The organism is Paraburkholderia sp. BR10937, from assembly GCF_040965695.1.
Classification (GTDB): Bacteria; Pseudomonadota; Gammaproteobacteria; order Burkholderiales; family Burkholderiaceae; genus Paraburkholderia.
Genome location: NZ_JBFRCL010000038.1, coordinates 24282 through 50906, shown reverse-complemented (window position 1 = coordinate 50906; position 26625 = coordinate 24282). Strand labels below are relative to the sequence as shown.

The following is a 26625-nucleotide window of genomic DNA, read 5'->3' as shown; positions in this document are numbered from 1 at the left end:
GGGTCTAATGTCATTCGCGCGGTGGGCATGACGGTGGCACCGCCTCTTCCGTCCGCGCAGATGACTTTTTCACCTGGATTTCATCACCTGCCTTTTGAACATCGTGAATCTTTCCGGACCCGTTGCGCCGAAACAGGCGCGCTCCTCGATTTCTTCCCTGTTCCGGCCGACGCACCGGTTGCCCGTCGTCATCGCGGCGTGCAGCGCGATCTTCCTTGGCGCATGCCATCAAGGCGAAGCCGTCGTGCCGGAGCCCAAGCCGGTGGTGGCACGCGTTGTTCATCCAGATGGACATGCGGCCGGCGCGTCATTGCCGGCGCAGGTGCAGGCACGCTATTCCACGCCTCTATCATTCCGCGTCGGCGGCAAGGTCATTGAACGGCGCGTGCGCATTGGCGACACGGTGAAGGCCGGACAGATCGTTGCGCTGCTCGATCCGACCGATCTGCAGAACAACCTGGTCAACGCGCGCGCGCAACTCGATGCGGCGGAGCATCGCCTCGTGTTTGCGAAGCAGCAGCTTGACCGCGACGAGGCACAGGCGCGCGCGAACCTCATCGCAACCGCGCAACTGGAGCAATCGCAGGATGCCTATGCTTCCGCACTCGCACAGCGAACCTCTGCTCTCGCGCAGATGGCGCTTGCGACGGATCATCTGCGCTACGCGACGCTAACGGCCGATCACGACGGCGTCATCACCTCGGAAGACGTCGATACCGGGCAGAACGTGCAGGCCACCCAGGCCGTGTACCACCTCGACTGGACGGGCGACGTCGACATCGTTTGTGACGTGCCGGAAAGCACGGTCGATGCGCTCAGTGTCGGCAAGAAGGCGCGCGTGTCGTTGTCGGCACTTCCCGGCAAGTCCTTCGATGCAACCGTGCGCGAGGTGTCCGCTGCCGCGGATCCCCAAAGCCGGACCTGGCGCGTAAAGCTGACCCTGACCGCACCGACTTCCGAAGTTCGTCTCGGCATGACGGCCAACGTGAGCTTTGCTGTCGCAACTGACGATGCCGCGGGCGAGCCATACACGCTGCCAGTGACAGCGCTTTTCCATCAGGGCGTGAGCCCGGCCGTATGGGTGGTTCGCAAAGGTAGCGACACGCTCGAACTGCGCCCCGTCACGATCGGGCGATACGACGAGCGCACGGTGTCGATCGCTTCAGGTTTGCACGATGGCGATCGCGTCGTGCTGCAAGGCGTGCATGCGGTGAGTTCGGGGTTGCACGTACAGGTGGTGCCTCCATTGAATCAGGAGGGCCCCACGACATGAACGCCCGCGACCATGAAAACACACGCAACAGCGCGCCCGTAGGTCCTACCGGCAAAGAAGCCGCCGACGCAACCGGCTTCAATCTCTCATCCTGGGCGCTGCGGCACCAGCAGCTCGTGATCTTCCTGATCGGGCTCGCCACACTTTTCGGTGTGGTCGGCTATACGCGCCTCGCGCAATCGGAAGACCCGCCGTTCACGTTCCGCACGATGGTCGTCAAGACCTACTGGCCGGGCGCGACCGCGCGCGAGGTGCAGGAGCAGATCACCGATCGCATCGGCCGTCAGTTGCAGGCCGCGCCCTTCGTCGACAACATCAAGAGCTACTCGCGGCCGGGCGAGTCGATGATTTTTTTCGCGATGAAGGATTCGGCGCCGGTCAAGGAAGTCCCGGAGACGTGGTACCAGGTCCGCAAGAAAGTCGGCGATATCGCGGCAACGCTTCCAAAGGGAACTGTCGGGCCGTTCTTCAACGACGAGTTTGGCGACGTCTACACGAACCTCTACGCGCTCGAAGGCGATGGTTTCTCTGCCGCACAACTGCACGACTACGCGGACAAGCTGCGTACGGTGCTGTTGCGCGTCCCTGGCGTTGCAAAGGTCGACTATTTCGGCGACCCCGATCAACACATCTTTGTCGAGATCTCGAATGCGCGGCTGACGAGTCTCTCGATTTCGCCGCAGGAACTCGCTCAGGCCATCGACGCGCAGAATACCGTCGCGCCGGTGGGCACCTTTACGACGGCAGATGATCGCGTGTTCGTGCGCCCAAGCGGCGCATTCAAGGACGAACAGGCGCTGGCGGACATGCTGATCACGGTTAACAAGCGGACGTTCCGCCTTGGCGATGTCGCGAGCATCAAACGCGGCTACGACGATCCGCCCGTCACGCAGATGCGTGTGGGTGGCCAGGCAGTGCTCGGCATCGGCATTACGATGCAAAAGGGCGGCGACGTGATCGACCTCGGCAAGGCGCTCGACGCGAAGACGGCCGAACTGCAGGCAACGCTACCAGCAGGGCTGAAGCTCGTGCCGGTTTCGAGCATGCCGCACGCCGTCAAGCACTCCGTGGACGAGTTCGTGCGCTCGGTCGGAGAGGCCGTGGCGATCGTGCTCGTCGTTAGCCTGGTGTCGCTCGGTCTGCGAACCGGCATGGTGGTCGTGATCACGATTCCGATCGTGCTTGCCGTGACAGCGCTGTGCATGCATCTGTTCGGCATCGGTCTGGATAAGGTGTCGCTCGGCACCCTGGTGCTTGCGTTGGGGCTGCTCGTCGACGACGCGATCATTGCCGTCGAAATGATGGCGGTGAAGCTGGAGCAGGGCTGGAGCCGGATGCGCGCGGCGGCGTTTGCCTATTCGAGTACCGCGTTTCCGATGCTGACCGGAACCCTGGTAACGGTCTCGGGCTTCCTGCCGATTGCGCTCGCAAAATCGAGTACGGGTGAGTACACCCGCTCGATCTTCGAGGTGTCGGCCATCGCACTGATCGTCTCGTGGTTCGCGGCGGTCGTGCTGGTGCCACTGCTCGGCTTTCATATGCTGCCCGAGCGCAAGGCTCATGCTGGTGCGGGCCACGGCGATGAGCACGAGGTGTACGACACGGGCTTCTACCGCCGCCTGTCGGGCTGGGTGTCATGGTGCATCGAGCGGCGCTGGGTCGTGCTCGGCGTCACCGGCGGCCTGTTCGCGCTTGCCATGATCGCGTTCACGCGCGTGCCACAGCAGTTTTTCCCGAACTCCGAGCGGCCGGAACTGCTGGTCGATCTGAGGCTGCCGGAAGGCGCGTCGTATCAGGCCACCCTGCGTGAAGCGCAGCGCCTCGAGAAAGTCCTGCACGGCAGGCCAGGCATCGATCATTACGTCGATTTCGTTGGCACCGGTGCGCCACGTTTCTATCTGCCACTCGACCAGCAATTGCAACAGCCGAACTTCGCGCAGTTCGTCATCACCGCGAAGGACGTCGAGACACGTGAGGAGCTGATGCACTGGCTCGACGCGAAACTGGAAATGGACTTCTCCGGCGAGCGCACGCGCGTCGCACGACTCGAGAACGGGCCGCCCGTCGGCTTCCCGATCAAGTTCCGCGTGAGCGGCGACGACATCGCAACGGTGCACTCGATCGCCGAGACGGTCGCGGAGCAGGTCCGTGCCGACCCGCGCACGCGCAACGTGCAGTTCGACTGGGATGAGCCGGCTGAGCGCTCGATCTCGTTTGAAATCGACCAGAACCGCGCGCGCCAGCTCGGCGTGACGTCGCAGGACGTGTCGAGCTTCCTCGCGATGACGCTGTCCGGGTACACGGTCACGCAGTATCGCGAGGGTGACAAGCTGATCGATGTCGATCTGCGTGCGCCGAAAAGCGAGCGCGTCGATCCTGCAAAGCTCACGAACCTCGCCGTTCCCACGCCGAACGGTCCGGTGCCGCTCGGCTCGCTCGGGCACGTGCGCGACACGCTCGAATACGGCGTGATCTGGGAACGCGATCGCCAGCCGACGATCACCGTGCAGGCTGACGTGCGCGGCGACGCGCAGGCGATCGACGTGACTCACAACATCGAGCACGCGCTTGCCGCTGCGCGCGCCAGATTACCGGTCGGCTATCGCATCGAGGTGGGCGGCGCGGTCGAGGAAAGTGTCAAGGGCCAGACGTCCATCAACGCGGAAATGCCACTGATGATCATCGCGGTGCTGACGCTTCTGATGATCCAGCTGAAGAACTTCGCGCGCACGTTCATCGTCGTGCTGACCGCGCCGCTGGGCCTGATTGGCGTGGTAGCGGCCCTGCTGCTTTTCGGCAAGCCGTTTGGCTTCGTCGCCTTGCTGGGCGTGATCGCGATGTTCGGCATCATCATGCGTAACTCCGTGATTCTGGTGGACCAGATCGATCAGGACATCGCCGCGGGGCACGCGCGCTTTGACGCCATCATCGGGGCGACCGCGCGGCGCTTCCGCCCGATCATGCTGACGGCCGCCGCCGCCGTGCTCGCACTGATTCCGCTGCTTCGCTCCGGATTCTTCGGACCGATGGCGACCGCGCTGATGGGCGGTATCACGGTTGCCACATTGCTGACGGTGTTCTTCCTGCCTGCACTCTATGCGACCTGCTTCAGGGTCCATCGTGACGAGCGCGGCGCGTCACAGGTCGTCGTCGAGCATACGGAGGGTTGATCATGAGCTTGACTTATAAGACATCCGTGGCTGCTGCGGCGGTGGCGCTCGCGATGACGGCGTGCTCGTTCGGGCCGAGCGGCGAGCCGCCGGCCATGCCGGCGCCCGAGCATTACGGTGCCGACGCGCAGCCAGCGAAGACGGTGTCCGCTGGTGGCGTTGCGCAGACATTCGAAATCGGCGCGACGCCTGGCCCGCAATGGTGGCGGCTTTACGGGTCCTCTGACCTGGATGCACTCGTTGACGAAGGATTGCACAACAGCCCGACGCTCGCGGCGACGCAGCGTACGCTCGCGTCCGCGCAAGAGGAATTGCGCGCGCAGGTCGGCGCATCGACGTTGCCGTCGATCGACGGCGCCGCGCAGGTCGAGCGCGCGCGTACCCCGGTGGTGCCGGGGCTTGGCCCCGAGCAGGTCCAGTACAACTTTTTTGCTGGACAGCTGTTTGCGCATTACACGTTCGACCTGTTCGGGCAGACGCGGTACATGAACTCCGCGAGCGCGGCCCGTGTGAATGTGCAGGCTTATGAGCTGGAGGCGTCGCGTCGCGCGCTTGCAGCGAACATCGTCGGCACCGCTATCAATGTGGCGGCGCTCGACCGACAGATCTCACTTACCGAACGGCTCGTTGCCGTGTCCAGGGACGCTGCGAACGAGGACCAGCAGCGCTGCGCGCTGGGCTCGGTCTCGCGCGCACAGGCGCTTGCGTCAAAACAGGACGCGGCTGCCATCGCGGCGACGTTGCCGGCGCTGCGTCAGCAACGCGCGTCCGCGATCCATGCACTGGCCGTGCTGATGGGCCGCACACCAGACAACGCGCCGCGCGTGCCGGACCTCGACAGCCTGTCTCTGCCTGAGCATGTGCCCGTCGCCGTGCCGTCGGACCTGCTGCGCTCGCGCCCAGACATCCGGGCCGCGGACGCTGCCGTCAAGGCGGCTGCCGCGGACGTGGGCGCCTCGACGGCCCAACTCTTTCCGAGCCTCTCGCTGACGGGCTCAATGGGCCGCGGCGGGTTCAGCTGGCCGATGTTGCTCTCCGGCGCGGGCGGACTGTGGGCCATCGGCGCCAGCCTGTCGCAGCCCATCTTTCATGGTGGCGCGCTGTTCGCGCAGCGCCGCGCATCGATCGACGCGTACGACGCCGCCGTACTGCACTACAAGGCGACCGTGCTGTCTGCGTTCCAGGACGTGGCGAATTCGCTCGCTGCACTGGACAACGACGCGCAGACATTGGCCTCGACGGACGAAGCCGCAGACGCCGCTCGCATGGCATTTGGCGATACCGCGTCACGCCATCTCCTGGGAGCCCTGCCTTCGGCTGCAACACATGCCAGCGAGTCGCGGTATCTCAACGCGCAAATCGCTGCCGCTCGCGCCGCAGGTCAGCGCATGAGCGATACGGCGGCGCTGTTCCAGTCGATGGGTGAATTGCCGGCCGCCCAGCAGACGGCAGCGATTACGCAATAAACACGCGTTTGTGATAACGGCCAGGGCTGCCTGGCCGAATCCCTCGCCGTCGTTTGTCAGTGAGTGAGTCAGTCAGGGTCACCCGACTGGACAGGCTGACGGCCGTCTGAAGGACATCGATCGTTCCCGCTGGGGCAAACGCCAGAAGCTGGCGCTGCACCAGCGGAGGCAACCGCATTTTCCGCTTGATTCTTCATGGAATATCAGAGACTGATTGTCTGCCACGAATGCGATCTTCTGTTTCGCAAACCTCGCAGTGTCAGGGGCTACCGCGCTACCTGTTCGCGCTGTGGCGCGAACCTGACAGCGCTACCTGGCGCCGGACGGTCGCTTGACTGGATCTGCGCTGTGACGCTCGCTGCGTTGATCACCTTTTGCATCGCGCAGTCTTTTCCCGTGATCGAACTGCACGCCAACGGCATGACGTCGGAGGCGACGCTGTTTGGCGCAGTGCATACGCTTTGGACGAGCAACATGCGTGTCGTCGCGACGGTGGTGTTCTGTGCGTCGATACTTTTTCCGTTGGTCGAACTGTTCGCACTGCTATATGTAATGGTGCCGCTTCGGCTCGGCAAGCTTGCGCCGCGGTTCGACGGGATGTTGCGCGTCGTGCAACTCGTCCGACCATGGGGCATGGTTGAAGTGTTCATGCTCGGCGTGCTGGTGACGATCGTAAAAATGGTCACCGTCGCCCAGGTGGTCCCCGGGCCTGGACTGTTCGCATGGGGCGCGCTCACCGTCATGCTGGGCATAGTCGCCTCGTTTGACCCGAGCGGGCTCTGGGCCGTCCGTGACGAAATCCCGCTTTCTCAAATGGCCCGGGTTCGCTGGTCACGAGTGAGTTCAGGCCGGGGGCGTTTCACGCGTCCAGTGCGAATGCGCAAGGCCGGTTCGTCGTCCGCCATCACGGCACAGCGTGCCGGACTTGTCGGCTGTCATGCCTGCGGTCTTGTTCAGACGCGTGTCGAAAGTCAGATCCACCAGCACTGCGCGCGATGCCAGCACATGCTGCATGAACGCCGGCCGGAAAGCCTGACACGGACGGTCAGCCTGCTTCTTGCCGCCGCGCTTGCCTATATTCCGGCGAACCTGCTGCCCATCATGCACGCGACGTCACTGGGCCATCAGGAAGACGACACCATCCTGGGTGGAGTCGCGTACTTCTGGACGTCTGGAGACTGGCCACTCGCCATCGTCATTTTTGTCGCCAGCGTTCTGGTGCCGATGCTCAAGCTGGTGGTTCTCACGCTACTCACGGTTGCCGCCCATCGAGGTTCCGGCTGGCGCACCCGCGAAAGGGCAGGTCTGTACCGGATTGTCGAGCGCATTGGCCGATGGTCGATGCTCGATGTCTTTGTCGTCGCCCTGACGGTAACGCTGGTGCATTTCGGCTCGTTTGCCGTCGTCACTGCGGGCCCCGCCGCGCTCGCTTTCGCCGCGGTGGTCATCCTCACCATGCTCGCGTCGCATCAGTTTGATCCTCGGCTTATCTGGGACAACGCAGATGCAGTATTGTCTCCCATCCCGACGTTGAGCGATGGAGCGCTGGCTGCTCCTCTCCACACACACCGGAATTCCTGAAACAGCTTTCGAACGATGCATCTTTCCAATCTATCCCCTCCTGAACTCAAGCCGCGCAAACGTTGGCTGCCATCCCTGATCTGGCTGGTGCCACTCATCTCCGCATTGATCGGTGTCGCGCTGGTGGCCAGGTCCATTGCCGACAAGGGACCCGTCGTAACCGTCACCTTCAATAGCGCAGAGGGCATGGAAGCCGGCAAGACGAAGGTCAAGTACAAGGACGTTGAAATCGGTACGGTACAAGCCATCAGGCTGTCCAGCGATTTGCGGCGCGTCCTCGTGAGCGTCCAGTTGGACAAGGACGCCGGGAAATTCGCGACGCAAGGCACGCGGTTCTGGGTGGTGCGCCCGCGCATCGGCGCCAATGGCATCTCGGGCCTCGGCACATTGCTCTCTGGCGCGTATATCGGCGTGGATATCGGACGCTCGACCATAAGCCAGACCGCGTTTCCGGGTCTCGAGAGCCCGCCCATTGTCACGACGGGACAGCCGGGGCATCAGTACACGCTACGAGGCGAGTCGCTGGGCTCGATCGATATCGGCGCACCCATCTTCTACCATCGTATCCAGGCCGGTCAGGTGGTCGGTTTCTCGCTCGATCCCGGCGGTGCTGGGGTCATCGTGAATGTCTTCGTCAATGCGCCGTTTGACCGTTACGTCAGTGCCAACACGCGGTGGTGGCACGCGAGCGGCGTCGATCTGCGTCTCGATTCGAGCGGTCTGAAGCTCAATACGCAGTCGCTGGCGACGGTCGTTGTTGGCGGCCTGGCGTTCCAGTCTCCGGCGGGGCAGGATGCCGGAGAGCCGGCTGCCGACAAGGCCGTGTTCCGACTTGCCGCGGACGAAGCCGACGCCATGCGCGAGCCAGACGGCCCGCCGCTCAACGTGGTGATGCGCTTCGATCAGTCGCTGCGCGGACTGTCCGTCGGGGCGCCCGTCGATCTGCGCGGGATCGTACTGGGACAGGTGACCGACATTGGCATTGAGTACAACGAAGCGCAAAAGAGCTTCAGTATGAAAGTGTCGATGGCACTTTATCCGGACCGGCTCAGCCGGCGCTCCAGTGACGCGCTACCCGCGCCGGACACGCCAGGCGGTCACGAATTGCTCGAGCACCTCGTGATGGAAGGCCTGCGCGGGCAGTTGCGGACCGGGAGCCTGATAACGGGCCAGCTGTACGTCGCCCTTGACATGTTCCCGAAGGCGCCTCGCGCGAGCGTCGATGTGCGTCGCAGACCCATCGAACTTCCGACAGTGCCGAATACGCTCGACGAACTCCAGGTGCAGGTGGCGGACATCGCCAGAAAACTGGACCAGGTGCCGTTCGACCGGATCGGCGCGAACCTGAATGGCGCACTGGAAAACGCCAACCGGCTGTTCGGGCACATGGACACGGAAGTCGTACCGCAAGCCCGTGACACGCTGGCTGCCGCCCAGAAGACATTCAGCACCGCGGAATCGACGCTGCGCGAAGCCGCGCCGATGCAGTCGGACGTTCAGGATGCGATGCAGCAGCTAACGCGCACGCTGCAGTCGCTCAATGCGCTCGCCGATTACCTGGAGCGTCATCCGCAGGCACTGCTGTTCGGCAAGAAGGGAGACACGCCATGAACCTGATGCAACCCGCCTCGTGGCGCGCGATGGCGCGGACCGTGAGCACCATTGGCCTGGCCGTCCTGACGGCGTGTGCTTCGCCGGCTACGCGCTATTACACGCTCGGAACGGATGCGCAACAGACGACGGCGAGCAGCAACGCAAGCCCTTCGTTGCGGATAGATATACGCCCGGTTCGGGTGCCGGCCGCCGTCGCGCGAAGCCAGCTCGTGGTGCAGGTCGACGCGACACAGGTCAAGGTGCTGGAGGACGATCGCTGGGCGTCGTCCCTGCCGGACGAGATCCGCTATGCGCTGATTGCGGGCGTGAGCCAGCAGGCCGGCGGGTCGGGCGCACAGGCGGTCATGCGCGATGAGGACAGCCCTGTGTACCAGGTTGCCGTCGACGTCCAGCGCTTCGAATCCTGGCCTGGCTCACATGTGCTGGCTGACGTCGTATGGACTGTGCGCACGTCGCCAGGCGCCGAAACATTGACCTGTCACAGCGTCGTGAGCGAGCCCGTAGCGGATGGATATCGGGCGATTGTGGTCGGCCATCGTCATGCGATAGGCGCCGTCGCCGGGCAAATAGCCGAGGTCGTGCGCGGCCTCGCTGCCAGGCCGACGGAAAGTCCGTTGAGGCCTGCGGGAGCGTCGCGCGCAGCGCAAAAGACGATGATCGCCTGCCCGCAATCCGGGGACCGCCCGCAAGCGGCAGCCAACGGGGCAGCCAACGGGGCAGCTGCGCGCTTCGAGTGGTAGCTGTTCGGCTGACCGATCTCAGTTTTCGTCGACAGCTTCGTCCACGACGGGCAGTGGGCGCGCGGCGATCTTTTCCGCCTCCGCGCGTTTAAGCCCGAGGGTCTGCAGCAACATCGCGGCCGTGCGCTCCGGAAAGTGCTCGCCGCTGAAGCCGAGCTCCTTCAGCACGCCCGCGGCGCTCGCGCCCGGCACAACGAAGTTCAGCTCGGCGGCGATGGCGCAGAGAACCGTTCCGCCCACGGCAAGAAAGCCGATAAAGGGGTCGGCAACGGCGAACCGCTTGGCCGCAATGCCACTGCCGATGTCGCGCAGCAGCCGCTGGCCGAGGCCGCGGCTCATCGCGCGGGCAGAAAAGCCCTCGCGGATCAGAAAACGTCCCCAGACAGGATCAGTGCGCGCGCGCAGAACCGTATGGCGCACGGAGACCGCGACCACTTCGGCGGGGTCGGAAATGCCCACCGAAAGGCGGTCAAGCATGTTCGCAAACTCTTCGAAAACGTTGTCGACGAGCGTCGCGTAGATCGCTTCCTTCGATTCGAAGTGGTTGTAGAACGAGCCGAAGCCCACGTCGGCGGCCTCGGTGATTTCGTTGATCGCCACGCCCTCCATGCCTTTTTCGGCCATCAGCCTCAGGGCGGCGTCGAGCAGACGGGCACGCGTCTCACGCTTGCGGCGTGCACCGCGCGGCTCCCGTTCTTCGACAAGGGGGGGCGGGGCGACGGGCGTTGCAACCGTGGCACGTTTGACTGCCCGGCGATTTGTCGTGGTCGTCATGGTGGATCCTGATCTGGTCATATTCCACAGTATAGATTCGAACGTCTATATTGACAAAACGATCAGTCATGAGTTTAATGTCATCAACGGCCTCGTAGACCGATCTAAATAGAACTGATGGAGTGACTGTGGAGACAGCAATCAGACATGGCGCCGCGCCAGGCGGCCCGCATCACGTTATCCCTCTGCCCATCCCGGCACCGGGACCCGCTATCCGCTGCGCGTCGGTGAAATGCCGCCCGTGGAACGCCGCGAGCGATCCCGCAGCAGGCGTTCCGCTCTATCACACCGCCGGCGCGGGATCTCTCGAATCTGCATCGGCCACCGCAACCGCCTGATTACGTTCCGCCATGAAACTGACTACTTCACAGCCGGCTCGTCACCCCCATCCGACGGCGAAGGCAACCGCATTGGCCTATCTGGTATTCGATCGGTCCGACCTCGAGCAAGCCGAACGTTTTCTCAATGACTTTGGGCTTCAAACCGTATCGCGGGACGAGGCGATGCTGCTTTTGCGCGGCACCGGGGCTTCGCATTTTTGTTATGTAGTGCGTAAGGCATCGAAAGCGCGGTTTGTCGGATTTGGCTTGCAGGTCGGCAGCCGGGCGGAGCTTGATGCACTCGCAAAGCTGCCTGACGCATCAGAGGTCGAACACGCTGCGCTGCCGGGCGGCGGCTACGTGGTGCGACTCACGGATCCATCCGGGTTCGCTATCGAAGCGGTATGGGGCCAAACACCAGCGTCAACCTTGCCACATCGGCTCCCGCTGCCCTTCAATTCCGTCGATGCCACCGTCCGGGTCAACGGTACGCAGCGACCGCCCGAAAATGCCCCGGAAGTCATCCGGCTCGGGCACGTCGTACTCGAACTCGCCGACTATCAGGAGACCTGTGCGTGGTACACGCGCCATTTCGGTTTTATCCCGAGCGACGTCCAGGTGCTTCCCGACGGGGCGCCGGCTGTCGCGTTCATGCGCCTGGATCTCGGCGACAGGCCGGCCGATCATCACACGCTCGCGCTTGCGCAGGGCTTTGTGGCGGCGTACAGCCACAGCGCGTTCGAGCTCATTGACGCGGACGCGGTCGGTATGGGGCAACGTGTACTGCGCGATAAGGGCTGGACGCACGCCTGGGGCATCGGCCGACATATCCTCGGCAGCCAGATTTTCGACTACTGGCAGGACCCGTGGGGCGACAAACACGAACACTACTGCGACGGCGACCTGTTCACCGCCAACGTGCCGACCGGCATTCATGCCGTAAGCCGCGAGGCGATGGCTCAATGGGGGCCAACCATGCCGCGCAGTTTCACGAAACCCAGGTTCACGTTCGAGAGCATGGTGGCGCTCGTCAGAAATCTGCGCCGCAGCCCTGACCTGACGCTGAGCAAGTTGCGGACGCTGGCAAAGCTTTTTGCCTGAACCACACCCTATTCACAGACTCCGGAGAATTCTGCAATGGCAATTCACGTCCTGCATTACCTTCATGATGGTCGCGCCCAGTGGGGTGTCGTCGCGGATGGCGTTATCACGCCGATTCCAGGTGAGTTCAGGTCGACAGGCGCGTTTATCGCGGCCAATCCGGTAGAGCGGCTTATGACGCTCAACGGAGCGTCGATTCCCGAAGCAGAAATACAGTGGCTGTCGCCTGTGACCACCGACCAGCAGTTCATATGTCAAGGCGCGAACTATCGCCAGCATATGATCGAGTCGGGCATGGACCCGGACGTGAAGAAATTCAACATGATCTTCACGAAGGCAACAAGCTGCATCGTTGCAGCCAACTCGGCCGTCGTGAAACCAGACGCGGTGCGCTTCCTCGACTATGAGATCGAGCTTGGGCTCGTCCTCAAACGCGATATCACGTCCCGTGAAGCGATCACCGACGAAAACCTGCATGAGTACATTGCTGGCGCGGTGATCGTCAACGACTACTCTGCGCGCGATATCCAGATTCCGCAGATGCAGTTCTACAAGGGCAAAAGCTACCGGACCTTTGGCCCTGTCGGTCCTTACCTTTGCCTGCTTGAGAAGCACGACATGCCAAAGCTGAAAGAGCTCGTGCTGACGCTGACCGTCAACGGAACTGTCCGCCAGAATGACACGACTGCTGGGCTCGTCTATGGCCCCGCAGAGACACTGTCGGAGCTTTCTGGCGTACAGGACCTGCGCACCGGGGACCTGCTCGCAACTGGCACGCCCTCCGGTTGTGCGCTGAGCATTCCGTCACCTGAGAAGCAACGCGCTGCAGCGCAGTTGCCAGAAGCGGAAAAATGGCGGCTCTTCCTGAAAATGCAGGAGGACAGGCCGCAGTACCTCCAGGTCGGGGACGTTGTCGAGGCACAGATCGTCAGCTACGACCGCTCCATCAATCTGGGCGTGCAACATAACCTCGTAGTCGAAGAGGCAGCATGAAAGACGCCGCGAACGCGCAGGACGCCCTTGCTGTTGAAGCACAGGGACAACGGGCTGATCTTCCGTCGAGTACCTACGAAATGATTCGCCGGGGCGCCGCCATCAATCCATCGGCGCCCGCGCTCTCTTTCTTCCTGACAGCCGACGACTATGCCAGCCCAGAGTGCTGGACGTACGGCGAACTGGTGCGCGATATTACGCGCACTGCCAACATGTTTTCGCGACTGGGCGTGCAAAAGGACACAGTCATTGCCTATTTGCTGCCGAATCTCCCGGAAACGCATTTCGTCATCTGGGGAGGAGAAGCAGCCGGAATTGTCTGCGCGATCAATCCGCTGCTTGAAAGCGATGCAATAGGCGAACTGCTCAATGCGTCGGGCGCCAGTGTACTCGTCACCCTCGCGCCATTTCCTGGGGCTGGGACTGAACTGTGGCAAAAAGTGCAGCCGGTGTTGCATTGCGTCCCCGCATTGCGGGATCTGGTGCTCGTCAACCTGGCCGACCGGATTCCTGGCGAAAAGGGATTTGCGTCACGGATGCTGCAGCGTGGTGAGAGCGCCAGGCTGCATGGCGAGGGTGGTATGCGAAGCGCGGTTCCAGCGCAGCTTCGGATCCATGATTTCGCCACGGCCCAATCGAGTGAGTCTGGGGTCGTGCTCAACGGCTCACGTCGGCTGAGCATCGATGATGTTTCATCCTGCTTCTGCACGGGCGGCACCACGGGACTACCGAAAATTGCGATGCGTCGGCATCACAACGAGGTGGCCAATGCGTGGAATGCGGGCCAATTCTTTGGCGAAGCCATTGGCCCCGGCAAGACAATACTTTGCGGGCTGCCACTTTTTCACGTCAACGCCGTGATGGTGACAGGACTGCTGGCGTTCTCGCGTGGCGCCCACGTCGTCCTCGGCACGCCACAAGGCTATCGGGGTGAGGGCGTTGTCAAGCGCTTCTGGGAAATAGTCGAGCATTACCGCATTAACTTCTTCAGCGCTGTTCCGACGCTCTATGGTTCGCTGCTGGAGGTTCCAGTTGGAGAGAACGATATCAGCTCGCTCGAGTATGGCCTGTGCGGCGCTGCGCCGATGCCAGTCGAGCTGTTTCGCAGTTTCGAGCTTCGTACAGGGATTCGAATCCTGGAAGGTTACGGTCTTACTGAAGGCGCCTGCGTTAGCAGCGTCAATCCTCCATTTGGAGAGCGCAGGGTGGGCTCGATCGGTCTGTGCCTGCCTGGCCAGGCAATGAAGGCCGTGGTGGTTGACGAAGCGGGACGGTATGTACGGGACTGCGCGGTGGATGAAGTCGGCCAATTGCTGATTTCCGGGCCAAATGTGTTTGTTGGCTATTCCAGGCCCGAGCAGGACAGCGGAATCTGGACTGACCTCGGCGACGGCGAACGTTGGCTCAATACTGGAGACTTGGGGCGCTGTGACGCCGACGGCTACTTCTGGCTCACCGGGCGGAAGAAGGAACTGATTATCCGGGGTGGACACAATATCGACCCTGTGGCAATCGAGGAAGCACTGCATCGTCATCCTGCAGTCCAGATTGCCGCCGCGGTGGGGCGTCCCGATATGCACGCGGGTGAGCTGCCTGTCGTCTATGTCCAGCTCAAGCCTGGCGTCGCCGCAACCGAAGCGGAACTTGCCGGGTTCCTGCGTAATGGAATCAACGAGCGCGCTGCGTTTCCGAAGGGCATACGGGTTGTCGATGCGATGCCGCTGACGGCCGTTGGCAAGATATTCAAGCCGGCGCTGAAGCGACGAGAAGTGGCAGACGCGTTACAGTCGGCGCTCATCGAGGCTGGTGTCAGTAACGCAACCGTTAGCATTACGGATGACATGTCACGAGGGATTGCAGTTCACGTCGATCTCCCCGGTGCTGAATCGGAAGAGTTGGCGCGCACTACGCTAGGGCGTTTTCCTTTCTCCTTTTCGCTGTCTGTGTCGGCAGGTCTGGCATGCGACGGAAAGGGGGGGCTGAGATAGAAGCGCGCTAAATGCGCGTTCACGCGTAAGCGACGCGAGGCTGGGCGGCTTTCGTTTTGGATCGGAAGGCAGCGCGAAGGAGGGAGTATGGATGCGGTCAGCGGTTAGCAACATTTAACTTAGCATAACTACATAAAACCGGTAAGAGACGACTGGCTGTGATCAAAACAGACGGATGCCGGCACAACGTGGTCCCGTGCGCTGAGCGGAACGCTTGTGCGGGCACTAACGTCCCGGCGTAAGAGACAGGAGAAGACACGTGAGAAATTGCGGGAGAACGATTCGTTCCGCCGGTCTGGCGGTGTGTATCTGCTCGGCTGTGCTTGCCGTTACTGCAAACGCCCAGACCGCTGGGAGTTTCACCGTGGCAACAGGGTGGCTTCACGTCGCGCCGCAAAGCAGCGCAACGCCGCTCACCATAGAAAGCGTGGGCGGCATGACGGTGAATCAGCAGCTACCGGGTTCCGGGGCCCACGCGACGCCCACGGATACGATGGGGATCACGACCGAGTACTACGTCACCGATCACATTGGCGTTGCAACATTGATCGGGCTCCCGCTGACAGTGAATCTGGATGGTGATGGCGCGCTTGCGAAGTATGGCACCCTGGGCTCGACGCGGCCGATGCCGCCCGCTATCGTTCTTCGATACCACCTGCTCGACGCCCAATCGAAATTCCGTCCGTTCGTCGGGGTAGGCGTGAACTACACCTGGTTCACACAGGTTCGCACGACCAATAGTCAGTTTGTCGCTGACAGCCTCGGTCCTGGCGGGTCTGCGCACGCGTCACTCAGTTCGTCATGGAACCCGGTATTCGAACTCGGGGCGTACTACGCGATTACGAACCACTGGTCCGTCGGAGCCAGTGTCGGTTACGTTCCCGTAAAAACTCACCTGACACTGGACGGGACGACCGCGAACGGGACGCAAATCGTTTCCCGATCAACGATCCGGATCAATCCCGTCAATGTCTTCCTGAATGTCGCCTACACGTTCTAGCACACACGAGCGACGTCCCGCGCGGACGCCTGAGAGGGTGGCAGAGTTTCACCATTAGAGATTTCAATGCACAACACAGAGGTCGAAAGCGACCCTTCGGTTCAAGCAGTTGACGCGTGTCTGGACGTAGCGACGGTCAGGCATGCGTTCGTTTTTTCTCCTTGCAGCGATGCCTCATTCCGGATGAAACGATGAAGCGACAAGTACTCAAATCGATTCTGTTTGCGCTGCCGAAGGTACTCGCTCTGACGGCGCGCCGCTTCCCCGACTATCGTGATCGCCTCAAGGAGCGAGATCTGGTTGCCTGGATCGGGCTGATGGATCGGAGCCTCGGTCGCGTCATCGAGATCAGGAACGGTCGCATCCGGTCGCGAGCATGCTCGTATCGGGATGCGGACGTGAGCATGCTGTTCAAGGACGTCGCCACGGCCCTCAAGTTCCTTTCTCCGCGCCAGGACCATGCCGACATCATTCATGCGGCGAAGAACTTCAAGGTCGTGACGGAGGGCGACGATGAACTGCTGGTTTGGTTCATGCAGACGCTCAGCATGATGCAAACCATCGGTCTGCCAATGGGCACGCCAATGCGAGACGGCACGCGTCGGTACACCACCTGTACGAACGGCGGCCCGTTGTTCGTCTACGTCAAGGAGGATCGCATCGTTCGGGTGACGCCTGTCGATCTGGACGACAAGGATGCTGCCAGTTGGGAGATAGAGGCACGCGGGCGCAGCTTCAGCCCGCCACGGCGAGGCCTCGTTGCACCGCACGCGCTGGCGATCAAGTCGCTTGTCTATTCGGATAAGCGCATTCTTCGTCCATTGAAGCGGGTCGATTTCGATCCCGACGGGGAACGCAATCCGCAGAACCGCGGCAAGTCGGGCTATGTGCCCATTAGCTGGGATGAGGCCCTTGACATCGTCACAAAGGAAATTAACCGGCAAAAGCGCGTTCACGGTCCCGGTTCGATTACGTTCCCGATGTCGTCCCATCACCAGTGGGGCAATGTCGGCTACTACCTGAGCGCGCTAACGCGCTTTGCCAACCTGATTGGCTTCACCCGGGTGGCTGCGAACCCGGATAGCTGGGAAGGATGGTACTGGGGCGCGATGCATCACTTTGGCAATTCGATGCGCGTGGGCGTGCCTTCAGGCTATGGCGGCATCGAAGACTGCCTGAGGGAGGCGGAAATGATTGTCTTCTGGTCGTGCGACCCGGAAAGCACCAACGGAGCGTACGCGGGATTCGAGGGCACGCCGCGGCGTTTATGGGCCAAGGAACTGGGTATCGAGTTTGTTCACATCGATCCGCACTGCAATCCGACTGCGCAGTTGCTGGGTGGGCGCTGGATTCCCGTGCGTCCGCAAACCGACGCGGCCCTCGCGACTGCCATCATGCACGTCTGGGTCGTGGAGGGTCTGTACGACGAGGATTACGTTGCCACGCGCACGACCGGCTTCGATGAGTGGCGCGCCTATCTGTTGGGGGAATCCGATGGGGTCCCGAAGACTCCCGAATGGCAGCAGAGCGAGACTGGCGTGCCAGCGAAAGATGTGCGGGCGCTCGCGCGCCTGTGGGGCAGGAAGAAGGTCTATCTCGCGGTCGGTATGACAGGTGCGGGGTTCGGCGGCGCAGGACGCGGCGCGACCGGGGCGCAGTGGGCGCGCTGCATGATCATGATGATGGCGATGCAGGGATGGGGCAAACCAGGCGTCAATTTCGGATGTCTGGAGCTCGGCGCTCCGCACGACCTGCACTTCTATTTCCCGGGCTACGCGGACGGCGGCATGTCCGGTGATCTCGCGTGGACCGCCAATGCGGTGAACAACTATCAGCGAATGCCGCACATTCTGACCATGAATCCCGTCAAGCAGATGGTTCCGCGGCAGCAGCTACCCGACGCCATCATCAACGGTCACGCGACGGGATACCTGTGGGACGGTATGTCTCAGGAAGCACAGTTCGCGCCGTTTACGTATCCAATGCCCGGTTATTCGCCGATCCACATGATTTATCGCTATGGCGGATCTGCATTCAGCACGGTCACGAAATCCGGACGCTGGGCCGACGCCTACCGGCACCCCAGCATCGAGTTCGTGGTCAACCAGTCGATCTGGATGGAGGGCGAGGCGCAGTTCGCCGATATCATTCTGCCGGCGTGCACGTCCCTCGAGCGATGGGATATTGGCGAATGGTCGAATTCGGGCGGGTATGCGCATCACGGCTTCAACACGGTCAATCACCGCATGGTGATGATGCAACACAGATGCATCGAACCGCTGGGCGAGTCCCGCTCCGACTATGACATCTTCACAGCGATTCTGAGCCGTCTCGGGCTCGGCGGCGTGTTCACCGAAGGATGCGGCGAACTCGACTGGGTCAAGAGGGTGTTCGAATCGTCGGATCTGCCGGATCACATTTCATGGCGCAACTTCTGCCGCAAAGGCTATTTCGTCGTCCCGTCCGAAAAGCCTGAACTGCGCCACCCGGTGGACATGCGCTGGTTCGCGGAAGGTCGTCGCAAGGATCTGCCGGAACCGCATCCGATGCCCTCGCAATACGCCGAAAAGTTCGGCATGGGGTTGCAGACGCCTAGCGGCAAGCTCGAATTCGTGCCGGAGTTGCTGAAGCGGCACACCGCCGACAACCCCGAGCGGCCGCCGCTGAACCTGTATATCCCGTCCTGGGAAGGGCTGCACAGCGAACTGGCCCAGCGCTATCCGCTGCAACTGATTGCGACTCATAGCCGGTACAGCTTCCACACGCATTGCGACGGCAAGAATTCCTCGGTCAACAGCGTTGAAGATCATCGCGCGTTGATCGGCGGGCATCGCTTCTGGCTGCTGCGCCTCGGCCCCGCTGACGCGGCGGCCCGGGGCATTGTCCATCGCGATCTCGTCAAGGTCTACAACGACCGCGGCGCGGTTATCTGTGCCGCTGACGTGTCGCCTCTGGTGGCCGTCGGCGTCGTCAAGTCATACGAGGCGAGCGCTGAATTCCAGCTCATCGACATCGCCGGTGAGCGTGTCGAGATCGGCGGCTGCATGAACATGCTGACGCCTGACCGGCCCCAGACGGCTGGGACAAGCAGCATGAGCCCGAACTCATGCCTCGTGCAGGTTGAAAAGTGGAAAGCCGCCGACGCGTTCATGCTCGGCCGCGCAGCGTGAGGAACACACGATGAGCAAGTGGAATCTGGTTATCAACGTCGGGCAATGCGAGAACTGCCAGAACTGCGTGATCGCTGCGCGAGACGAGCACGTGGGCAACGACTTTCCCGGGTACGCGGCACCCGCGGCGGTCGATGCCGAAAGCCCCATCCGCATCCTGCGCCGGGTCCAGGGCGACTCGCACATGGTCGAGACGACGTACCTGCCGGTCATGTGCAATCACTGTGACGACGCGCCATGCATGCGAGTGGGCGGCGATGCCATCCGCAAACGCGCCGACGGTATCGTCATCATCGATCCAGAGAAGGCCAGGGGCAGAAACGACATCGTGAAAGCCTGTCCGTACAAGGCGATCGTCTGGAACGAGGCACTGCAACTGCCACAGACCTGGATCTTCGACGCGCACCTGCTGGACCAGGGTTGGCAACAGCCGCGATGCGCGCAGTCATGTCCTACCGGTGTTTTCGAATCCATCAGACTCGATGACGCTGCAATGGCATACAAGGCTCGACGCGAAGGGCTCAGGGTTCTGGAGCCCAAACTGAAGACAAAGCCCCGGGTATGGTATCGCGGCCTCGAACGCTGGGATACCTGCTTTATTGGCGGCAGCGTCAGCGCACGGGTGGGGCAGGTAGACGAGTGCGTGGCCTCGGCCGCAGTCGCGTTGTATACGGGCGGCCAGAAGGTCGCCGATACCGTCACGGACGCGTTTGGCGACTTCCGGTTCGCAGGACTGCGCAAGGACAGCGGGCACTGTCGAATCGAGGTACACCATGACCTCGGCAATGCGTCGCGTGAATGTCAGCTGGGCGAAAGCGTCTATCTGGGCGAGATCGAACTCGCCAGGTCGACCAACGAAGTCGAGGCCGCCTGACGCCACTATAGGGAAACGTTGCTTGAGACGGCGCACGGATGGCGTCAGTACCGCCGGACGGATGATGTGCGAGCCGGCCGGTATGGGCAAGCGGTGCACCCACGCACGTGCTGGTGGATTGCATCGACTTCTCTTTCGCTCACGCCCTCAATTTTATTGTTGACTAAAGTATCAGAAGTGAGTGTAATAGACAAACAATCGAACGATCCGGACGTGTGTTAACTCATTGAGAACCCGCCGCTGGCGCGCGCCTTCGTTCCGGCGAACGCAGAACGCGTCGCACGCCAGGCGCTACATCATGAAGCACGAACGCTTGACACACGCACAAAGGAAGCAGCAGACCCGCGAGCGCATTTTTGACGCTGCAAGAGCCGTTTTCCTTGAGAAGGGCGTGGCCGCTACGAGCGTAGAGGACATTGCCGGGGCGGCGGGTTACACGCGCGGAGCCTTCTACTCGAATTTCCGCGGCAAACGGGATGTGCTGGCTGAGCTGTTGCAGCGCGATGCAGTTCTGGCCCGCGAGAACCTGCAGGCCGTCATTGAATTGGGCGGCACGCCCAAAGAGATGCTTGCTCGCGTGATCGCCTGCTACGGCAATGGGAAATTTGACAGCGATTGCTTCCCCCTTTGGCTCGAAGCGCAACTCCTCGCGCGTCAAGATGACTTGTTCGGGGCGCGTCTTGATGTATTGCGGCACGAGACGCTCTTCCATATCAGCAACCGCTTGCGGACGTTCGTGCATGATGCCGACAGGTTATGGTCAGGAGGCGCTGATGCACTAGCGGTCGCTCTGATGAGCCTGTCTGATGGACTTCAGTTCGTCAGAATGTGCAACACGCAGACGGTCAAAGGCCAGGCAATCCCATCATTGCTTGCCGAACTCGCTTCATACGTGTCGTGGCAAAGGCGGGAAGACGTCGGCCGCAGACCGAGCGCTATCGACCGGTGATCTTTACTCGAAGCCCGGCAAATAGTTGCGATCGAGAACTCGCAATGACCACGTTTTTATCGGATCTGTGGTTCGCGCTCCGTAGTCATCGGTCCGCCATTCAGACGTCACAAGACGATGTCCTCAGCGCGACTGGCAATGCCGTAACAGAGACACCTGGTTTATCTAAACGATGGAATATATCGAAAGTTTGCGCCTTTTCCGCACCATCGTCGAAGTCAAAAACTTTCGACGAGCTGGCGAAATGATGGGCCTGTCACCCTCGGTCGTTTCCCGTGCGATTGCGTCGTTGGAAGAGCGCCTTGGGGCGCGACTGTTTCACCGCTCGACCCGGCAATTTTCGTTGACGGAAGCCGCGGAGTGCTTCTACGACGGGTGTTGCCGCGTCCTCGACGATCTGGATTGCATGGAAGCGAGTGCCGCGGACCACGGTCGGCTGCCGACGGGAGTGTTGCGACTGGTTGCGCACACGACGGCCGCCCTGACGTGGCTGGCGCCGTTGATCGCGTCGTTCAGACGAAAACATGCAAATGTCACTCTCGATATCACGCTGACTGAGCGGCCAGTTGACCTGACGGCCGACGGGTACGATCTGGGTATCGTCCTGCCCTTCATGCTGGCGACAGATCTGGCGGTGACACGGCTTCTCCAGCGGTTACCGCTCGTCATCGTGACAACGGAAGCTTATCTTGGCAGGCATCCTCGACCACGGCATCCTGCGGATCTCGAGCAGCATGCGTTCGTGACGGTGCCGCCGTCAATGCACAAGCCGTCTGTCACGTTTCGGATAGGAGAGGAGAAGGTCGCCGTCCCGATCAACTACGAGATATCGTCGAACAATCCGATCTTTAACCGCGACGTCATTCTGGAGGGATTGGGCATCGGTTTGCTTCCCATCACGCTCGTGGAGGAAGACATCAAGTCGGGACGACTCATTCGACTGCTGGAAGACTTTGAGATCGCGGATACCGCGGCGGAGGTCCGGCTGGCGTATATAGGGCGCGCGATGTTGCCAGCGAAGGTTAGAGCGTTTATCGATCATGCCGCGGCTTTTTTCGAGGTTAGTGAAGGCAGTGCCACTCGCGCACAGGTCGTCCGGGAACACCAATGATGCAGCAGGCATTCAGAAAATTGATGTCTTGTTGACTGACATTTCTTTAGGCGGCGTGTCGTCGCTTTCGTCCATACGAGTCCGCTTGTTACGCACTTGGGCGTCGTCCAGGCATTCGGAAAACGAGCGGTGCCGGAGAGGATGTCTGGGGCGAGGCGCGTCCACACCAGACCTCGCGCTCTGTTCGACAGAGGGCTGAGACTTTTCTGCGCAATATTGACATAAAAATCAATATTGAATTTAATGTCATTGCTGGCATTTGTTCCTGGCAGACAAATTGGAGGGCAGGCGGCCGTCGCCCATTGAACACGATGAACGCAACACTCTTATCAGCTACAGCGGCATTGTTCGGTGCAGCTATCGGTGGCCTATCGTCTCTTGTTACTCAACGAACGCAGGCAAGGGCAGAGTGGCTCGCGCACGACCGCATCCGCCGGCAGGAGCTCTATAGAGAATTTATCGAGCAGGCATCGCAGTGCTATGTCCACGCGCTTCAGCACAAGGAGCCGGACGTTACCGCTCTCGTCAGTCTGTTCGCGAAGATAAGCCGCATGCGTGTCCAATCCTCTACCGAGGTTGCCATTGAAGCCGATCAGGTCGGGCGAAAGATTGTGGACACCTATGATGCCCCGGAGAAATCTTTCCTTGAACTGCGCGCAATGCTCGCAGATGGTTCGATCGACATTCTCAACCGATTCAGCGATCTTTGCCGCGACGAATTCGATTCGCTGCGGTCGGAGCAATTTTGAGTGAACCAATAGGCGTGAACAGCTCTGGCTTCCCGTCGACATTCGAGTAGAACGCGTCTCGAACAACTAGTGCGAAAGGTGCGGTTATGACGACAGATCGTCACAGGGCGGACAGGCGGTGGCTGATTGAGCATGATATGGAACTGGCGCGAAGTGCTTCCCACATCTCAAGCATGCTTCATGAAGAAAGCATGCAGGCGGCCATCAGGGAGACCCTTCTTCAGTTCGAGGCCGCACACGGACCTGAGGAGTTGAAAATATTCACGCGCGCACTCGCCAGGAAACTGGAGGAACGCGGAAACCTGAGAGCAGCCGAGGTACTTCTGGGGTTGGTAAAGCATGGCCCGTCGCCAGGGGCAACGCTTTAAACCTTCGCGTCGCTCGCGTTCGCGCAAGAGCGGATGGCTGTGCAACGTGCCCTTATCCGCATGTAAAGCAATGAATTTCGAGTTTTCGCGAGTTGTCCAACAGTTCTAACCGCGATTTTCGAGTGCGTGTAAAACGCGACTCATCGTAGCTGTACCTGAAAGCGTTTCGATTTATCAACGTAGCGCAATGGGAGGCGGCAACAATGGCAAAGCGAATTGCTTATGTAACAGGGGGCATGGGCGGAATCGGAACCGCAATATGTCAGCGGCTCCATGACGACGGATTTACCGTAGTCGCCGGCTGTGGGTCAAATTCGTTGCGTCGCGAGCGTTGGTTGACCGAGCAGGCTGCGCTTGGTTTTTCCTTCACAGCGTCGGAAGGCAACGTCGCGGACTGGGAGTCAACGGAGGTCGCTTTCGCCAAGGTAAAGAAGGAGATCGGCGACATTGATGTGCTGGTGAACAACGCGGGCATTACGCGAGACGGCGTGTTTCGCAAGATGTCGCGCGAGAACTGGAACGAAGTCATTGCCACGAATCTGACCAGCCTTTTCAATGTGACCAAGCAGGTCATCGACGGGATGGTCGGCAAGGGGTGGGGCCGCATCATCAACATCTCCTCGGTGAATGGACAAAAAGGACAGTTCGGCCAGACCAACTACTCGACCGCGAAGGCAGGCATTCATGGTTTTACGATGGCGCTTGCCCAGGAAGTCGCAACAAAGGGCATCACGGTGAATACGGTTTCCCCCGGGTACATTGGGACGGATATGGTTCGGGCTGTTCGTCCCGAAGTGCTCGATGCCATCGTTCAGAGCATTCCAGTCAGGCGCCTCGGAGAAGCCAACGAGGTCGCCTCAATTGTCTCGTGGCTCGCCAGCGACGAAGCAGCGTTTTCGACCGGAGCAGACTTCTCGCTAAATGGTGGCCTTCACATGGGGTGACGAACTCAACCGAAGTCAATTGGCTTTCTCGCTGATAACAGTGTGGCGGCGCCATTTGGGTGACCGCTAGATGAAGTGGAGAGTGGGGCCGACGCTCTCTCTCCGCCGTGTAACTGGTCGTCGGACCAGCCGACGACCACGGTCACCTGTCCAGCGTGAGCACGGGCTTCGACAACAATCTGCCCCGAACCATTGCGAACGGCGTTTGTCAGCAGATTGCTGTACAAAAGCGAGTGCCCTCATACCGGCTGAAGACATGCCCTCGTCGTGTAGCAGCACTTCGCTGGAATTCAATATCGCGCCAAGCGGTGACTGGAGGTCGCGTGCAAGTACGCCAACCTATGAATGCACTCGACTCAGACCGTCTCCGCGATGAGCGACTGGCCATGCAGGCGGAAGCTGACCTGCTTGCCGGTGGGCGCGATGCCGAACAGCTCGCCCTGATGCGTGCCGCTGATCTCGGCACGCACCGCGATCCGCCCTGGCACCTGGATCAGGTCATGGATAACGATGCGGACATCCGGGAAGGCCTGGCACGCGCCGCACTGGAAAAGGCGGCCACTGGCCATGCGCGTGGCAAGGTCCTCATTCGCACCTGCAATTGACCTCGGAGTCGCGCCCTGACAGATGCACGAAACCAGTGGTATTGGCGACGGGCGCAGGCCCGACCATCGGCGGGGCCAATGCATTGTCGCAAGCGCGCACGAGTCACCGGGTCTACGCCGGCGCGCGTAATGTTTGACAAAAGACTATGCGGGAATGAACATGCCGATGGCTGCGACGGCCATAACAGCAGTTGCCGTCCAGCCGCCGATTTTCAGGATCCCTGATATTGCAAACTCTCCCATCACGCGGTGACTGGTTCCCATCAAATTGACGACGATCATGACGGGTACGGCGGCAAGCCCGTTGACGACAGCGCTCCAGTAAAGCGCTTTCACCGGGTCGAGGTGGCAGAACGTAATCGCGACGCCGCCCAGGATGGCCACGACGATGACGGAATAGAACTCGCGCGCGAGCGTGAGGTGTAAAGACAGGCTATTGCGCCACCGGAGCGCGCCCGCCGCGCCATAGGCCGCCGAACCGGCCAGCACGGGCAGCGCGAGCAGCCCGGTTCCCAGGATGCCGGCGGCGAACACTAACGCGGTGAAACGCCCGGCAATGGGGGCAAGCGCCTTCGCTGCATCCGCCGACGTCTGGATGCTGATATTGTGCGCGTGCAGCGTTGCGGCCGCGGTCAACATGATGAAAAACCCCACCCCGTTCGAGACGCCCATGCCGATCCAGGTATCGGCGGTGATCCTGTCGAGCTGCCGGTATGCACGGAATGACGAGACCCAGCGTAACGGATGTTCGCCGGGCTTCGAGCGAAGTTCCTCGACTTCCTGCGAAGCTTGCCAAAAGAACAGGTAAGGGCTGATCGTGGTTCCGAGGACGGCGACGACGGTGGTGAGATAGTCGCCAGACAGAGGCGCACGCGGGTGGACCAGGGAAAGCGCGACCTGCGACCAGTCGACCGGAACGACGAACGCCACTGCAACATACGCAAAGAGCACGACGGTCAGCCACTTCAGGAAGCGTGCGTAACTTTCGTAGGGAAGGCAGATCTGGAGGATGGCGGAAAACGCGCCCAGCGCGACCACGTAAAGTTGCTCAGGGCCACGCACCAGCAAACCGATGGCTGCGCCCATGGCCGCCAGGTCCGCGGCAATGTTGATCGTGTTGGCGACGGCGAGCAGCAGCACCAGAACGATCACGAGCCAGCGGGGACCAAAAGCTCGCATGTTGGAGGCGAGCCCTTTGCCAGTCACGCGTCCAATGCGGGCGCTGATCATCTGGATGGCGACCATCAACGGATAGGTCAGCAGAAGCGTCCATAGCAGCGCGAAGCCGAATTTCGCGCCAGCCTGGGAGTAGGTGCCAATTCCGCTCGGATCGTCATCCGCGCCGCCCGTTACGAGCCCGGGCCCGAGCCGCGACAGCCATGAGCGTTCCGTCCGATCGGTGACGGCGAGTTCGGGTTCAAGCTTTTCGTTGTCGGCCACGGCGGTCTTCCTGCAGCGCTCGGGACGAGCGTCGCGACGAAACCGCAAGTCTCGTGCCGCATGAGGCACACCAGTTGCATCTCGCTGTGTGACGCGTTGGACGTGCACCCGGCCTGATCAGGGGGCGACCCAGCCGTGGATCCAGCTGTCAGCGTGACGGACAAACAGCGCGCGCTGCTGGCAATATCTGCGCTTCGTTGGCGCTCCGAAGCAGTACGGTGCGCATTTCGGGGAACCATCAAGGCCGATCGTCGCGGCCTGCCTCGCCTTGAACGGCTGATCCGCTTCGCTTACCGCGGCAGCGAGGCAATCCCAGATTCGGGCATAAATCTGCTCGAGATTCATTGAGTTCATTCCTGGCAGGCTGACCATCACGTGACGAACGACCGGAATCA

The 26625-nt window shown here is 61.3% G+C and carries 20 protein-coding genes; 16 read left to right on the top strand and 4 right to left on the bottom strand.

Annotation, left to right across the window (positions count from 1 at the left end):
• Positions 1–148 precede the first annotated feature (148 nt).
• From AB4Y44_RS27655 to AB4Y44_RS27630, 6 genes are all read left to right on the top strand, one after another.
• The gene (locus AB4Y44_RS27655) at positions 149–1273 is read left to right on the top strand and encodes an efflux RND transporter periplasmic adaptor subunit (protein WP_342922737.1); all 1125 of its coding nucleotides are present in this window, start codon (positions 149–151) and stop codon (positions 1271–1273) included.
• Positions 1270–4443 (top strand): efflux RND transporter permease subunit, encoded by a 3174-nt coding sequence (locus AB4Y44_RS27650; protein WP_368701364.1) that lies wholly within the window; start codon positions 1270–1272, stop codon positions 4441–4443. The genes AB4Y44_RS27655 and AB4Y44_RS27650 overlap by 4 nt, the downstream gene beginning before the upstream one ends.
• Positions 4444–4445: 2 nt before the next feature.
• Positions 4446–5909, top strand: a complete 1464-nt coding sequence (locus AB4Y44_RS27645; protein ID WP_368701363.1) for an efflux transporter outer membrane subunit — start codon at positions 4446–4448, stop codon at positions 5907–5909.
• A 195-nt stretch (positions 5910–6104) separates the two neighbouring features.
• Entirely contained in the window at positions 6105–7490 is a 1386-nt protein-coding gene (locus AB4Y44_RS27640; RefSeq protein WP_368701362.1) for a paraquat-inducible protein A, read from the top strand.
• A gap of 15 nt (positions 7491–7505) precedes the next feature.
• Positions 7506–9101, top strand: a complete 1596-nt coding sequence (locus tag AB4Y44_RS27635) for an intermembrane transport protein PqiB (protein ID WP_368701361.1) — start codon at positions 7506–7508, stop codon at positions 9099–9101.
• A complete protein-coding gene (locus AB4Y44_RS27630; RefSeq protein ID WP_342922623.1) occupies positions 9098–9844 on the top strand; it encodes a PqiC family protein in 747 nt (248 codons plus the stop codon). Before AB4Y44_RS27635 ends, AB4Y44_RS27630 begins: the two co-directional genes overlap by 4 nt.
• Positions 9845–9862: 18 nt before the next feature.
• On the opposite strand, the gene AB4Y44_RS27625 is transcribed toward AB4Y44_RS27630, so the two are convergent.
• Positions 9863–10618 (bottom strand): TetR/AcrR family transcriptional regulator, encoded by a 756-nt coding sequence (locus tag AB4Y44_RS27625; RefSeq protein ID WP_368701360.1) that lies wholly within the window; start codon positions 10616–10618, stop codon positions 9863–9865.
• 350 nt (positions 10619–10968) lie between these two features.
• On the opposite strand from AB4Y44_RS27625, the gene AB4Y44_RS27620 reads away from it, so the two are divergent.
• The 10 genes from AB4Y44_RS27620 (at position 10969) to AB4Y44_RS27575 (ending at position 24185) form a co-directional block, all read left to right on the top strand.
• Positions 10969–12039 carry a VOC family protein gene (locus AB4Y44_RS27620; RefSeq protein WP_368701359.1) on the top strand — a complete coding sequence of 357 codons (1071 nt, stop codon included), beginning with the start codon at positions 10969–10971 and terminating at the stop codon, positions 12037–12039.
• Positions 12040–12075: 36 nt separating this feature from the next.
• Positions 12076–13032 (top strand): fumarylacetoacetate hydrolase family protein, encoded by a 957-nt coding sequence (locus AB4Y44_RS27615; RefSeq protein ID WP_342922626.1) that lies wholly within the window; start codon positions 12076–12078, stop codon positions 13030–13032.
• Positions 13029–15020, top strand: coding sequence for an acyl-CoA synthetase (locus AB4Y44_RS27610; protein ID WP_368701358.1), 1992 nt, complete (start codon positions 13029–13031; stop codon positions 15018–15020). Before AB4Y44_RS27615 ends, AB4Y44_RS27610 begins: the two co-directional genes overlap by 4 nt.
• A gap of 259 nt (positions 15021–15279) precedes the next feature.
• The gene (locus AB4Y44_RS27605; RefSeq protein WP_342922628.1) at positions 15280–16020 is read left to right on the top strand and encodes an OmpW family outer membrane protein; all 741 of its coding nucleotides are present in this window, start codon (positions 15280–15282) and stop codon (positions 16018–16020) included.
• A gap of 191 nt (positions 16021–16211) precedes the next feature.
• Positions 16212–19190, top strand: coding sequence for a molybdopterin-dependent oxidoreductase (locus AB4Y44_RS27600; protein ID WP_368701357.1), 2979 nt, complete (start codon positions 16212–16214; stop codon positions 19188–19190).
• 10 nt (positions 19191–19200) lie between these two features.
• Positions 19201–20064 carry a 4Fe-4S dicluster domain-containing protein gene (locus AB4Y44_RS27595; protein WP_368701356.1) on the top strand — a complete coding sequence of 288 codons (864 nt, stop codon included), beginning with the start codon at positions 19201–19203 and terminating at the stop codon, positions 20062–20064.
• A 298-nt stretch (positions 20065–20362) separates the two neighbouring features.
• Positions 20363–21013, top strand: coding sequence for a TetR/AcrR family transcriptional regulator (locus AB4Y44_RS27590; protein WP_368701355.1), 651 nt, complete (start codon positions 20363–20365; stop codon positions 21011–21013).
• 172 nt (positions 21014–21185) lie between these two features.
• Positions 21186–22124, top strand: a complete 939-nt coding sequence (locus tag AB4Y44_RS27585; RefSeq protein WP_368701354.1) for a LysR family transcriptional regulator — start codon at positions 21186–21188, stop codon at positions 22122–22124.
• A 311-nt stretch (positions 22125–22435) separates the two neighbouring features.
• The gene (locus AB4Y44_RS27580; protein WP_368701353.1) at positions 22436–22873 is read left to right on the top strand and encodes a hypothetical protein; all 438 of its coding nucleotides are present in this window, start codon (positions 22436–22438) and stop codon (positions 22871–22873) included.
• A 571-nt stretch (positions 22874–23444) separates the two neighbouring features.
• Entirely contained in the window at positions 23445–24185 is a 741-nt protein-coding gene (locus tag AB4Y44_RS27575) for a 3-ketoacyl-ACP reductase (RefSeq protein ID WP_342922635.1), read from the top strand.
• A 356-nt stretch (positions 24186–24541) separates the two neighbouring features.
• On the opposite strand, the gene AB4Y44_RS27570 is transcribed toward AB4Y44_RS27575, so the two are convergent.
• The 3 genes from AB4Y44_RS27570 to AB4Y44_RS27560 form a co-directional block, all read right to left on the bottom strand.
• Positions 24542–24754: an ester cyclase gene (locus tag AB4Y44_RS27570; RefSeq protein ID WP_368701352.1), complete on the bottom strand. Its 213-nt coding sequence runs from the start codon at positions 24752–24754 to the stop codon at positions 24542–24544.
• A 180-nt stretch (positions 24755–24934) separates the two neighbouring features.
• Positions 24935–26230 (bottom strand): Nramp family divalent metal transporter, encoded by a 1296-nt coding sequence (locus AB4Y44_RS27565; protein WP_368701351.1) that lies wholly within the window; start codon positions 26228–26230, stop codon positions 24935–24937.
• A gap of 117 nt (positions 26231–26347) precedes the next feature.
• The gene (locus tag AB4Y44_RS27560; protein WP_368701350.1) at positions 26348–26575 is read right to left on the bottom strand and encodes a hypothetical protein; all 228 of its coding nucleotides are present in this window, start codon (positions 26573–26575) and stop codon (positions 26348–26350) included.
• Between the last annotated feature and the right edge of the window lie 50 nt (positions 26576–26625).